The sequence below is a fragment of the Actinomycetota bacterium genome, from assembly GCA_030684515.1.
In the GTDB taxonomy this organism is placed as follows: domain Bacteria; phylum Actinomycetota; class Actinomycetes; order S36-B12; family S36-B12; genus UBA11398.
In genome coordinates, this window is sequence record JAUXVJ010000009.1 from 483806 (window position 1) to 496643 (window position 12838).

The 12838-nt window shown below is 60.4% G+C and carries 14 protein-coding genes; 12 read left to right on the forward strand and 2 right to left on the reverse strand.

All coding sequences use genetic code 11. The annotated features are described in order from the left end of the window. Window positions 1-28: 28 nt before the first annotated feature. Entirely contained in the window at window positions 29-793 is a 765-nt protein-coding gene (locus Q8M73_04215) for a hypothetical protein (GenBank protein MDP2287754.1), read from the reverse strand. Window positions 794-875: 82 nt separating this feature from the next. Here Q8M73_04215 and Q8M73_04220 point away from each other — a divergent pair, with 82 nt between their 5' ends. The 8 genes from Q8M73_04220 (at window position 876) to Q8M73_04255 (ending at window position 8454) form a co-directional block, all read left to right on the forward strand. Further along, on the forward strand, window positions 876-1805 hold the full coding sequence (locus Q8M73_04220) for a Ppx/GppA phosphatase family protein (protein MDP2287755.1): 930 nt from the start codon (window positions 876-878) through the stop codon (window positions 1803-1805). Then, window positions 1802-4132, forward strand: coding sequence for an HAD-IC family P-type ATPase (locus Q8M73_04225; GenBank protein ID MDP2287756.1), 2331 nt, complete (start codon window positions 1802-1804; stop codon window positions 4130-4132). Before Q8M73_04220 ends, Q8M73_04225 begins: the two co-directional genes overlap by 4 nt. Beyond that, window positions 4129-4917: a sugar phosphate isomerase/epimerase gene (locus tag Q8M73_04230; GenBank protein ID MDP2287757.1), complete on the forward strand. Its 789-nt coding sequence runs from the start codon at window positions 4129-4131 to the stop codon at window positions 4915-4917. The genes Q8M73_04225 and Q8M73_04230 overlap by 4 nt, the downstream gene beginning before the upstream one ends. 44 nt (window positions 4918-4961) lie before the next feature. Next, a complete protein-coding gene (gene proC, locus Q8M73_04235) occupies window positions 4962-5756 on the forward strand; it encodes a pyrroline-5-carboxylate reductase (protein MDP2287758.1) in 795 nt (264 codons plus the stop codon). After that, complete coding sequence (locus tag Q8M73_04240; protein ID MDP2287759.1) at window positions 5753-6949, forward strand: acetoin utilization protein AcuC; 1197 nt, start codon at window positions 5753-5755, stop codon at window positions 6947-6949. Before proC ends, Q8M73_04240 begins: the two co-directional genes overlap by 4 nt. A 124-nt stretch (window positions 6950-7073) precedes the next feature. Continuing rightward, window positions 7074-7280 carry a helix-turn-helix domain-containing protein gene (locus tag Q8M73_04245; GenBank protein ID MDP2287760.1) on the forward strand — a complete coding sequence of 69 codons (207 nt, stop codon included), beginning with the start codon at window positions 7074-7076 and terminating at the stop codon, window positions 7278-7280. 133 nt (window positions 7281-7413) lie between these two features. Then, on the forward strand, window positions 7414-7512 hold the full coding sequence (locus Q8M73_04250) for an AURKAIP1/COX24 domain-containing protein (protein ID MDP2287761.1): 99 nt from the start codon (window positions 7414-7416) through the stop codon (window positions 7510-7512). A gap of 15 nt (window positions 7513-7527) precedes the next feature. Next, entirely contained in the window at window positions 7528-8454 is a 927-nt protein-coding gene (locus Q8M73_04255) for a lysophospholipid acyltransferase family protein (protein ID MDP2287762.1), read from the forward strand. 1 nt (window position 8455) lies between these two features. Here Q8M73_04255 and Q8M73_04260 read toward each other — a convergent pair whose 3' ends face one another. Further along, a complete protein-coding gene (locus Q8M73_04260) occupies window positions 8456-9316 on the reverse strand; it encodes an HAD-IB family hydrolase (GenBank protein MDP2287763.1) in 861 nt (286 codons plus the stop codon). 23 nt (window positions 9317-9339) lie between these two features. On the opposite strand from Q8M73_04260, the gene Q8M73_04265 reads away from it, so the two are divergent. The 4 genes from Q8M73_04265 (at window position 9340) to Q8M73_04280 (ending at window position 12818) form a co-directional block, all read left to right on the forward strand. Next, window positions 9340-9591 (forward strand): glutaredoxin family protein, encoded by a 252-nt coding sequence (locus Q8M73_04265; protein ID MDP2287764.1) that lies wholly within the window; start codon window positions 9340-9342, stop codon window positions 9589-9591. Between the two features lie 150 nt (window positions 9592-9741). Further along, window positions 9742-10452: a redox-sensing transcriptional repressor Rex gene (locus Q8M73_04270; protein MDP2287765.1), complete on the forward strand. Its 711-nt coding sequence runs from the start codon at window positions 9742-9744 to the stop codon at window positions 10450-10452. Then, complete coding sequence (locus Q8M73_04275; protein MDP2287766.1) at window positions 10449-12164, forward strand: bifunctional uroporphyrinogen-III C-methyltransferase/uroporphyrinogen-III synthase; 1716 nt, start codon at window positions 10449-10451, stop codon at window positions 12162-12164. Before Q8M73_04270 ends, Q8M73_04275 begins: the two co-directional genes overlap by 4 nt. 6 nt (window positions 12165-12170) lie before the next feature. Beyond that, window positions 12171-12818, forward strand: coding sequence for a histidine phosphatase family protein (locus Q8M73_04280; protein ID MDP2287767.1), 648 nt, complete (start codon window positions 12171-12173; stop codon window positions 12816-12818). Window positions 12819-12838 lie beyond the last annotated feature (20 nt).

Below are 12838 nucleotides of genomic sequence, written 5' to 3' on the forward strand. Positions count from 1 at the left end.
CGTGACGCTAGTGCTTAGGCCTGACGCGTCATTGCGAGTCGGCCAGATGTGGGGCGATGGTCAAGCCAGTCTTGGCGCGCATCTGCTCCAAAGTGCTGCAGGCATCGGCCACCAGGGCGTACCCCTGCTCGCCGATCAGCGTGATCAGCTCATTCTTGGCTGAGATATAGACAGGTTCGTTTGCAATGTGGGCTTCGGAGTTGGCGCTGCAGTACCAGTCAAGATCATGTCCGCCCGGACCCCAGGATCCGCGGTCGTACTCGCTGATGACCACAACGGTCTTCTCGGTCTCGTCCGGGTGCTCGAGAGTCTCATATGAGCGACGCATAGGGACCTGCCAGCAGACCTCAGGCTTGGTCTCAGTGAATGAGATGCCCTCGTTCTGCGCGAGATGGTGCAAGGCGCAGCCGTAGCCGCCCTGGAAGTCGGGGTCATTGTGGAAGATGCAGGCGCGGCCGGACTTCTTGCCAACAACGCGCGTCTTCCAGGTGCCGTCCTCTTTGACCATCCAGCCCTTTTCGGTTCCGGTCTTGTGGTGCTGCCACGTGCTCGCGTCGAGTTTGGCGACCCACTTCTCAGTGCGCTTTCGGTCGTCCTTGTCCGAGAAGTGCGCGCCCAGCGTGCAGCAGCCAGCTTCCGGAGAGGACTTGTAGATCCCTGGGCATCCGCGGCCAAAAATGCAGGTCCACTTGGAGGTCAACCACGTCAGGTCAGCGCGAATGCGCTGATTCTCATCGGCGGGGTCAGCGCACTCGAACCACTGTCGCGGGAACTCCAAGAGCACCTCAGGCATGACGGCAGCCTAGGGCCAACTGTGACGCGCACAGGACACTGGTCGATGCACGTTTGCGCGCATATTTAGATACCGTCAGCAGGTGCGCATGGGAGTTCTCGACATCGGTTCAAACACGGTTCATCTGCTGCTTGTAGATGCGCATTACGGAGCCGCGCCAATTCCGGCCTCAAAGTTGAAGATCCCGCTGCGGCTTGCTGAGCATCTGAGCGCTGACGGCCATATTGCCGATTCGGCAGTCGATGCGCTCATTGCCTTCATTCACAAGTCTCAGGCGCTCTCCGAGGATCTGGGAGTCAGTGAGCTGATGGCCTTTGCCACCAGTGCTATTCGCGAAGCCGGCAATGGTGAGGCAGTGCTGACCCGTCTGCGCACTGAAACCGGCATTGAGGTGGAGGTGCTGGCTGGTGAAGACGAAGCCCGGATGACCTTTCTCGCAGTGCGCCGCTGGTTTGGCTGGTCCGCTGGTCGTCTGCTGGTGATGGACATCGGTGGTGGGTCTCTTGAACTGGCCTCCGGAGTCGATGAGGAGCCCGATGTTGCGGTGTCCCTGCCCTTGGGTGCCGGCCGACTGACTCGAGAATTCCTTTCCGAGGATCCACCGAGCGCTGAAGAGCTGCGCGCACTTCGCAAGCACGTGCGGGCATCGATTGCCAGTGTTGTGGGTCGGATGCGCCGCGAAGGCGAACCTCGCATTGGGGTGGCGTCGTCCAAGACCTTCAAGCAGCTCGCGCGCATCGCTGGTGCCGCGCCGTCAAGTGAAGGCCCGTATGTACGTCGCACCTTGACTCTTGAGAGTGTGCAGACTCTCGTGCGCGATCTGGCCAAGTTGCCGGCGATTGAGCGCGCCTTGATTCCCGGCGTCTCAGAAGGGCGGGCTGAGCAAATGCTGGCTGGCGCCGTTGTCGCAGAAGCTGCGATGGAGTTGCTGAGTGTCGATGAGCTCGTGATTTGTCCTTGGGCCCTTCGAGAAGGCGTGATCCTGCATCGGATGGACGGCCTGCCCGCATGATCGACGTGCAGACGGGGCTGACCTCTTCAGAGGTGGCAGTCCGCATAGCCGCAGGACAGACGAACGTGGCCCCCTCGGCCACTAGTCGGAGTCTGTCGAGCATCATTCGGGCCAACACACTCACCTGGTTCAACCTCGTCATCGGATCGATGTGGGCAGTGATGCTGATCGTGGCTCCGATTCAGGATTCACTGTTTGGCTTTGCGATTGTCGCCAACACTGCGATCGGCATCATCCAGGAGTACCGCGCTGCGCGTGCGTTGGAGAAGCTCTCCGTCCTTGGTGCAGCTCGCCCCGTCGTGCGTCGCGATGGCCAGGATCTCTCAGTCAGTGCAAGTGACGTCGTGCTCGATGATGTGCTCGTCCTGTCACCTGGTGATCAGTTGGTGGTGGATGGGGTGGTGCTGGAGTCGCAGGGTATGGAGATTGACGAAAGCCTGCTCACTGGCGAGGCCGATCCTGTGGACAAGGTCGCAGACGACGAGGCGATGTCCGGATCCTTCGTTGTCGCGGGCAGTGGCCTGATGCGAGCAACAAGAGTCGGCCCGGACTCCTTCGCCGCGGGCTTGACCGAGCAGGCCAAGCAGTTCCATCTGACCAACTCTGAACTCCGTGATGCCATCAGTGGATTCATCCGCGTGGTGTCCTTCCTCCTGCTTCCCATTGGTGCGCTGCTGTTGTACTCGCAGCGCGTGCGAGCCGACGCAAGTTGGGACGATGCCATCCGCGGCACGATCGCCGGAATGGTCACGATGGTCCCTGAGGGCCTGGTGCTGCTGACCAGCATCGCGATGGCTGTTTCAGTTGTCCGCCTGGCTCAGATGAAAGTGCTTGTGCAGGACATGCCCGCCGTTGAAGTGCTTGCCCGCGTGGACACGATCTGCGTGGACAAGACCGGAACATTGACTGAACCGGGCATGCATGTGCGCGATCTGGTCATCTTGCAAGGCAGCCAACAGGACGCCGAGCAAGCACTGGGAGCAATCGCCGCTGTTGAATCCTCGCCCAATCCAACTCTTGCTGCGGTGGCAGAGGCCTATGCCGATCCGGCTTGGCCGATCACTTCGATGGTGCCTTTCTCCAGCGCTCGTAAGTGGTCATCGGGAAGCTTCGGTGAGCACGGTACGTGGATCATCGGTGCGCCGGAGATGGTGCTCGACACGAATGATGCCGCGCTTGCCAAGGCACAAGAACTCAGCGCCGACGGCTCGCGTGTGCTGGCCTTGGCTCGCACCGACTCGGCCGAGATATCTCCAGATTCGCAATTGCAGGAACTGACGGCTGAAGCACTCGTACTCATCGATCAGCAGTTGCGCGCAGATGCCGCAGAGACCGTGGCGTACTTCCTTGAGCAGGGGGTGACCGTCAAGGTGATCTCGGGAGACAACGCAGTCACGGTTGGCGCAATCGCCACCTTGGCTGGAGTACCAGGCGCCGAGGCGCCAGTTGATGCTCGCACCCTTCCCACTGATCCTGCAGAGCTGGCCGAGGTAGTCGCGGGAGCATCAGTGTTTGGTCGCGTGACCCCGACGCAGAAGCAGGCGATGGTCGACGCACTCCACTTGCGCGGCTCGACGGTTGCAATGACCGGCGATGGTGTCAACGATGTGCTTGCTTTGAAGTCTGCCGATCTTGGTATCTCAATGGGATCCGGATCAGCGGCAACACGAGCCGTTGCGCAGTTGGTGCTGTTGGACAACAAGTGGTCTGTGATGCCAAGTGTGGTCACTGAAGGTCGACGAGTGCTGGGCAACATTGAACGGGTATCTGACGTCTTTCTCACGAAATCGTTCTATGCCTTGCTTATCTCTGTCGCCACTGGCCTGTTTGCCGTTGAGTTTCCCTTCCTTCCAAGGCACCTGACACTCATCGGCGCCCTCACCATCGGGATTCCGGGCTTCTTCCTGGCTCTGATGCCCAACACCGAACGATTCCGTCCCGGATTCTTCAAGCGAGTGCTGCTGTTCACTGCTCCTGCAGGCGCGATTTGTGCCATCGCTGCCTTCTCCAGTTACGGCACGGCACTGCGTCTTGGGGAACCGGTGGAAAGTGCTCAAGCCGCTGCCACGGTCACCTTGTTCATCGTGGCAATCGCGGTACTGATCCAAAGTGCTCGCCCGCTGAACTTGCTTCGACTAGCAATCGTGCTCGGGATGATCCTTGCCTTCCTCGCAGTGCTGTTCATTCCTTTCCTGTCTGACTTCTTCGCGCTTTCGCTTGCTCCTGAGCGCTACTCGGTGGTGGCGGTGGGCGTGGGTGCCATCGGAGCCATCGGTGTCGCAATCGCCACCCGCATTACTGATCGTTGGCGTCGGCCTCCGCAATGAGTTCCCTTGTCGGTCTGTCGTCCTCGTCTGTGTTCCCCGAGGGAACCGGCGTCGCGTTCCAGATGGCTGCCGATCTGGGCTATGACGGAGTTGAAGTCATGGTCGGCACCGATGCGTTGAGCCAGGATTCCTATGCCCTGCTTGATCTTGTACAGACCCATCAGGTGCCGGTGCTGTCCATCCACTCTCCATGCCTGTTGGTAACCCAGCGGGTCTGGGGCACCGAGCCGTGGGGAAAGCTGCAACGAGCCCAAACGGTAGCCGAGCAACTCGGCGCGCGCACGGTTGTCGTGCATCCGCCCTTCCGATGGCAGCGTGGCTACGCGCAAGGATTCGTCGAAGGATTAGCGCGGATGAAGGACGAGACTGAAATCCAGTTTGCAGTGGAGAACATGTTTCCCTGGCGCGCGCTTTCACAGGAGATCACTGCGTATGCACCGGGATGGGATGTCCGCGATGAGGACTACCCGCACACCACCGTCGATCTTTCGCACACAGCGGTATCCAGGACCGATGCGATGCAGCTCATGCACGATCTCGGTTCACGCGTTGCGCACATGCACCTCGCTGACGGCACTGGCTCAGCACGCGATGAGCACTTGATCCCTGGTCGGGGTACCCAGCCGGTCGCTGAAGTGCTGACACATCTGGCGAACACCGGATTCACGGGCAATCTCATCGTTGAGGTCAACACCCGATCGGCAGCCAATGCAGACGAACGCTCGGTTGATCTTGCGGAGGCATTGGCCTTCGCCCGTGATCACAGCGTCCCCATGGCAGGCTAGGTCGGGTAGTCACAATCGATTGCGATCCAGGAGAAGAGGTGGGGATGACTCGGATAGCCGTGCTCGGGGGTGGAGTCATGGGCGAAGCCTTGATCGCCGGACTGCTCCAGTTCGATCCACAGCCCTCAATCACGGTGGTGGAGAAACTCGCCGCGCGAGCACAGGAGCTGACAGATCGCTATTCAATTCAGAGCGCCCCTGCGAGGCAGGCAGTCTCCGACGCGGACGTCGTCATCGCCGTCGTGAAGCCGCAGGACATGCGCGAGGCATTGTCGGATATTTCGGACGCGGTGCCCCAGTCCGCCTTGGTCATCTCAATCGCTGCCGGCATCACCACGGCTTTCATCTCAAGCCTGCTTCCGCAGGTCTCTGTGGTGCGCGCGATGCCCAATACACCCGCTCGAATTCAGCGCGGCGTGATCGGCATCAGTGCGGGCGTGAGTTGCGCCCCTGAACAGTTCGAGAATGCTGCGGTTCTGCTTGGATCCGTGGGACTGGTGCTTGAGATTCCCGAAGAGCAGCAGGATGCAATCACCGCAACATCAGGCAGCGGTCCCGCGTACCTCTTCTATCTCGCCGAAGCGATGATGCGTGGCGCAGAGGAGTCGGGATTGAGTGCCGATGACGCACGTGCAGCAGTCGTGCACACTCTGCTGGGCTCGGCAGAACTTCTCGCAGCATCATCTGAATCGCCCTCAACTCTGCGTACCAATGTGACTTCGCCCAATGGCACGACTGCTGCAGCCATTGCGGTCTTGAACGAGCAAGGTGTCAGTGACGCAATCGTCAAAGCGATGCTCGCGGCACGCGATCGAAGTCAGGAGCTCGCGAGCTCATGAGTGCTCACGTGGGTGTGGTCTGGGATGACGCGCTCAGCGGCTATGACCTGGGCCCTTCGCATCCACTTGCACCGATGCGTGCGCAACTCGCCATGCGCCTATCTCATGAGTTCGGATTGTTCTCCCATGTGAACGTTGAATTGCTGGATGAAGTTGAACCGGTTGAACGAGAACTCCTCGAGCGAGTGCACACCGGCGACTACATCGACGCAGTGATCGCTGCATCTGATGACCTTGACACGATCGATCTTGCACACGGTTTGGGCACACCCGACGTTCCTGTGTTCCCCGACATGCATCGCGAATCAGCGCGGGTTGTTGGCGCCACACTCAGGGGAGTGCGCGCAGTGCACTCTGGCGAGTTTGAGCATGTGGTCAGCTTGTCCGGCGGGCACCACCATGCGCTGCCAGGCGCAGCTGAGGGCTTCTGTGTCTACAACGACCTTGGGGTATCGATTCAGTGGCTGCTTGATGCCGGCTACGAGCGCATTGCCTATCTGGATCTGGATGTGCATCACGGCGACGGAGTACAGGCCATGTTCTGGGATGACCCGCGGGTGGTCACCATCTCACTGCATGAGAGCCCAAGGACGCTGTTCCCGGGCAGCGGCTACCCCACTGAGATTGGCGGACCCAACGCCGAGGGCAGCGCCATCAATGTCGCCCTTCCGGCTGGTACTGGAGATCAAGGATGGCTCAGAGCGTTCTCCGCAGTTGTGCCGGACATTCTCGAAGTCTTCCAACCGCAGATCCTGGTGACGCAGCAAGGAGCCGACGCTCACCTGCTGGATCCGCTGGCCCACCTGACGATGAGCATTGATGGCCAGCGGATGTCCTATGAGCTCGTCCATCGCTGGGCGCATCAGTATGCAGATGGCAAATGGCTGGCAGTCGGTGGCGGCGGCTACGCCTGTCCTGAGGTTGTGCCGCGCGCTTGGACCCATCTCATTGCCGAGATCACCGGGCATCCCATCGATCCAGGCGCGATGGTGCCGCAGGCCTACTGCGCCTTCGTGGATTCGGCATTGCACAGACCAAGTCCTGAGCGGATGACCGATGGGCAGACTCCCTGGGCCCGGCCATTTGAGTTCGGATTCGATCCGGAAGACCCTGTTGACCAAGCAATTCTGGCTACTCGCAAGGCGGTGTACCCGTTCTGGGGGCTGGTCACTGAGCCCGTGGACTGGTTCTAACTGAGCGCAAATCTGTCCCCCATCTTTGCAATGCAGCGCGTGGGGACTAGATTGCCGTTTCGCGTTGCAAGTCGTTGGTCACCGGGGTGCTGGTGCGGCTGTGCAACAGGAAGTTTGGTGGGAAATGTCGACAGGCGCTGACCGGTCACTGAGCGAGGTCCGTTTCCTGACTGTGGCCGAGGTTGCAGCCCTGATGCGGGTATCCAAGATGACCGTGTATCGCCTGGTGCACCACGGTGAGCTTCCGGCAGTTCGAGTCGGCCGATCCTTTCGAGTTCCCGAGCAGGCAGTGCAGGACTACCTCCGCGATTCATTCGTCGATATCGCCTGATCTGCGGGGGCGTGGCGCTTCATAGCCCGCCAAAGCCAGTGAGATTGCCGCCACGCTAGGCTCGGCTGTCCACACCACAGGATTCCTTCGTGGATCCCGCAAGTTTGTTCACACACTACGTGAGGTTTCATCAATGGGCTCAGTTATCAAGAAGCGTCGCAAGCGGATGGCGAAGAAGAAGCATCGCAAACTGCTGCGTCGCACACGAGTCCAGCGTCGCAATAAGAAGTAGCGCTAGATTCGGGCCGTGGCCAATGCTTCGCAAGCGGCTCGAGCTGCGGGCAATACCGGCCCGACGGCCCCTCGGCCCAGCGTTCAAGCAAGCCTTCCGCCCGCTGACAGTGGCGACGGCTTCCTGCACCTGTGTGCAGTGATTCAGGATGCACTGTCGTCCAACGGGGCTATTGACGAATTCGGATTCGATCCAGAATTCACCACGCACCTTCTGCTGCCCGTCCTGAGGCCGCTGTATCGATCCTGGTTTCGCATCGATGTTGAAGGCGCCGAGAACGTGCCCAGTGCGGGTGCCGGGCTTGTGGTGTCCAATCACGCGGGAGCGATCGCTGTCGACGCGGTGATGACCCAAGTCGCCGCACACGATGCCCTGCCCACGCCACGTTACCTGCGGATGCTCACTGCAGATCTCGTGTTCAGGATCCCGATCCTTGCTGACATCGCAACGCGCGCAGGGCATGTGCGCGCCAGTGTGCCTACCGCCGAGACCCTGCTCTCGCGCGGTGAGTTGGTCGGGGTGTGGCCCGAAGGCTTCAAGGGAGTCGGCAAGCCCTTCCACAAGAGATACCAACTGCAGCGGTTTGGTCGAGGCGGCTTTGTCTCTGTTGCACTGAGCACTGGGGCGCCGCTGATCCCCACGGCGATTGTGGGTTCCGAAGAGATCTACCCGATCATTGGTGATGCGCAGGGTCTGGCCCGATTGTTGGACCTTCCGTACTTTCCGATCACGCCATCATTTCCGTGGCTTGGCCCATTGGGAATGATCCCGGCGCCCAGCAAATGGACTATACGTTTTGGCGAAGCGATTGACACCAGTGGTTACGGTCCTGAAGCCGCCAATGATCCGGAGGTGGTGTTTGCGCTCGCTGATCTGATGCGAGACCGAATCCAGCAGATGCTCATTTCGATGCTCTTGCATCGGACCAATGTCTTTGAGTGAACTAGCGCGATGCCCGGCCGGCCCGGCCGGCGAGATAACCGACGAGCATGCCAGCAGCCAGTCCGCCCGCGACTACAACGGAGGTTGAGCCCACTGCTTTGTGCACATGACGTCGAGCCCGGAAGTCCTGAATCGGCCATGAGTGCAATCGAGCATGGGCGCGAAGCTGTGGATCCGGATTGACCACCACTGGGTGGCCAACGCAACCGAGCATCGGCAAGTCATTCGTTGAGTCCGAGTATGCCCAGCAGTTCGAGAGATCCAAGCCTTCGCGATGTGCGAGTGCTTGTACGGCTTCGGCTTTGGCCTTGCCGTGCAGCGGCGCACCCACGAGGCATCCGGTGTACGCGCCGTCTGATATTTCAGACACCGTGCCAAGAGCACCGGTGAGGCCGAGCCTGCGGGCGATGACTTGGGCCAGTTCGATTGGTGTTGCCGTGACCAGCCACACCTGACGGCCGGCATCCAGATGCTCTTGTGCAAGTGCGAGAGTTCCGGGAATCAGTTTGTCGACCATCGAGTCATCGAAGATTGCCTGGCCAAAGGCGATGATCTCGTCGACTTTTCGGCCTTTGACAAATGCAAGTGCAGCCTCTGTGGCCTCGGCCATGTCCTCGGCATTCTCGGTTCCGCGCAGGATGAATCTTGCCTGTGCCATCCCAAAGCCGATGAGTTCACCAGTGGTGAAGAACTTGCGGCGAGCCATGCCAACGGCGACATGAAACAAGCTGGCGCCGCGCATGATCGTGTTGTCGACATCAAAGAACGCAGCGGCTCGCGCGGGGTCAAACTCACTGGGCAGTTGAGCTGCGGCTGCCGACGCAAGACCAGCGACACGCGCCCGGTCGACACCCTCATTCATCGTGCGAGCGTAGTCTGCGCGACATGGACCAGCCCCGCGCTTCTCGCGTGCAGCTGTTGAGCAAGCCGCATTGTCATCTCTGTGACGATGCGCGAAGTGTGGTCAGCGCGGTGTGCAGCGAACTCGATATTGCGTGGACCGAAGCCTCGATCATGGACGATCCGTCGTTGTACGACGAATATTGGGAGCGAATCCCTGTGGTGCTCGTGGATGAGCGAGTGGTGCAGTTCTGGCGGATAAATCCAGAGATCCTACGAGGGGCGTTATCCGTATAACGGACGCCACCGTCCGATGAACTTTGTGACTTCGTGCACGAATCCTTACCCTTAGCAGGCGGCCAGCACCCTCGGGCCGAATTCGGTGGGTCTTCCCACGGCATCTCCCGATGCTGACGCCTACCGGACGAACCCTGGAGCACTGTGTCCCTGTCCCGCCAACTTGGCCCGAGTCGCACGCGCGACGATGGGCGCGGGATTCCTGACGCCACTGTGGCGCGATTGCCGGTGTATCACCGCGTGCTGCGAGATCTTGCAGATGATGGCGTGCAGACCGTCTCCTCTGAACACCTGGCTCTGGCATGTGGCGTCAGCTCGGCCAAATTGCGCAAGGACCTCTCGCATCTTGGCTCCTACGGCACGCGCGGAGTTGGCTACGACGTCTCCTTCCTGAGCTACCACATCAGTCGCGAGCTTGGCTTGAGCCAGCCGTGGGGTGTGGTCATCGTCGGGGTTGGCAACCTCGGGCATGCCCTGGTCTCCTACCGGGGCTTTGCCTCCCGCGGATTTGAGATCGTGGGCCTTCTTGACTCGCATCCGGATGTGGTCGGTGAGCAGGTCTGCGCCAGCGGGGTCGATCTGCTTGTTCAGCCCATGTCCGAGCTGGAACAAGTGGTGCGCTCCAGTGGCGCGCACATTGGTGTGATCGCCACCCCGGCAGACGCAGCACAAGGCGTGTGCGACCGACTCGTAGCTGCGGGAGTTCGCAGCATTTTGAACTTTGCACCGATGGTGCTGGTTGTTCCTGAAGGAGTAGAAGTGCGCAAGGTCGATCTAGCTGTAGAACTGCAAATCCTGGCCTTTCACGAACAACGTCGCGTCGATGACTCCAGCCCATTGGCGCAGGTGATGCAGGCATGAGCGCAAAAGCCATCAGCACGCCGCCGCCGAAGCTCCCAAAGCCAACAACGACGTCAAAGCCCAGCCCCCAAGCCAAGAAGAAGTCCCCTAGTCCCAGCTCAACAACCGCAGGAGATAACCCGGTGATTCGCGCAACAACTGCACCAGTCAAGAGTCGCAAGAAGGCGCCGGTGGGCACTGTTGCACTCGTTGCCGCAGGCCCGGGTGATCCGGATCTGCTGACTTTGCGTGCTGTTGCGTTGATGCGCGAGGCTGATGTCATCGTGGCCGATCCCGCCACCGAGTTGATTGCCCGTCAGTACATGGGAGTCGAAGCTGAATTCATCATGGCTGGTGACCACTCCAAGGCGATGCTCGACGCTGCTCGCGAGGGCAAGAATGTCGTACGCTTGATTGCCGGTGATCCGATCGTTGATGGCACGCTGGTTCAAGAGGCTGCATCACTTCGCAAGGCCAAGATTCCATTTGAAGTTGCTCCAGGAGTCAGTGAAGTCACTGGCATTCCGGCCTACGCCGGCTTCAGCCTCACTGGCGGCAAGGTGCGTCAGATCCGTGTCGTCGACGGCAGTTCGTCAGATCTGCCATGGGTAGAGCTCGCGCAGCCACAGGTCACCACGGTGTACTTGAACGGCGCAGACTCATGCATTGAGATCGCTACGCAGTTGCTCAATGCCGGCGCCGATCCCAAGACTCCGATTGCAGTGACTCGTCAGGGCACCACAGTCGATCAGCGCACCCTGGCCGGAACTCTCGGCGAGATTGGCGCTATCGCAAAGCGCTCCAAGCAAGCCGGTCCTGGCGTTGTGGTGGTCGGAGAGGTTGTGGCCCAGCGCGACAAGGCTGACTGGTTCGAAGCCAAGCCATTGTTCGGCTGGCGGGTACTGATCCCTCGCACTCAGGACTCCTCAGATTCGATCGTGGCCCTTCTCCGTCGCCACGGAGCAGTGCCGATGGAGGTGCCCACCATCTCGGTCGAGCCGCCGCGCACCCCTCAGCAGATCGATCGTGCGGTTCACGGGCTGGTCTCAGGGCGCTACGAGTGGATCGGCTTCACCTCGGTCAATGCCGTGCGGGCGATACGCGAGAAGTTGGCTTCGTACGGTCTTGACGCGCGATCCTTTGCCGGCCTGAAGGTCGCAGCCGTTGGCGAGGCCACAATTGCCGCACTGATCGAGTTCGGTGTTCGTCCTGATCTCGTGCCGCTTGGTGAACAGACCACCGCTGACCTTCTTGAAGAGTGGCCCGGGTACGACTCGCTCACTGACCCGATCAATCGTATCTTCCTGCCACGCGCAGACATCGCGACTGAGTCTCTGGTCGCCGGACTCACTGAGCTTGGCTGGGAAGTTGAAGACATCACTGCCTTCCGTACCGTGCGCGCCGCACCGCCACCAGCGGAGATCCGCGAAGCGATCAAGACTGGCGGCTTCGATGCTGTGCTGTTCACTTCAAGCAGCACCGTGCGCAACCTCGTTGGCATCGCTGGCAAGCCTCATCACACAACAGTTGTCGCGTGCATCGGGCCACAGACCGCCAAGACTGCAGAAGAGCACGGTTTGCGCGTTGATGTGATGGCTGAGACCAGCACCTTGATCGGTCTCGTTGATGCACTCGCTGCTCACGGCGAGGAATTGCGCCTCGCTGCCGCAGAGGCAGGTGAAGGTAGTTGGCGCCCAAGTCGTCGCCGTACTCCGGCGCGACGCAAGGCGTGATCCACGATGGCAGCATCTGACCGAACTGTCATACACCTGCTCCGGCATGGTGAAGTGGATAACCCTGAAGGCATCCTCTATGGACGTTTGCCGGGCTATGTCCTTTCAGAGCTCGGTCACGAGATGGCCCAGCGGGCAGCTGTTGCGCTGAAGGGCCACGACATCACTGCAGTGATCTCCTCGCCGATGGAGCGCGCTCAGCAGACTGCAGTTCCCATAGCATCTGTGCATGAGCTGTCGGTCAGCACTGAGCCTCGAATCATCGAGGCCGACAACATATTCGAAGGCCAGCGCGTCAGCGTTGGCGACGGGATTCTCAAGCAGCCAAGTGCCTGGCGGCATCTGTACAACCCCTTCAAGCCATCTTGGGGAGAGCCATACACCGAAGTCGCCGAGCGGATGACCGACGCAATTGCCTCCGCTCGTGAGCAGGTGCGCGGAAGCGAGGCCGTGCTCGTCAGTCATCAGTTGCCCATCTGGATCGCTCGCTTGGCTGCTGAGGGACGTAGATTCGTGCACGATCCAAGGAGTCGTCAATGCTCCTTGGCGTCGATCACATCACTGACGTTCCGCGGTGACGAGCTTGCTGCCGTCTCCTACACAGAGCCCTCCCGAGATCTGCTCGCTAAGGCAAGCAAGGTGTCGGGTGCCTGAACGCAGTCAAGGCCCCTCTC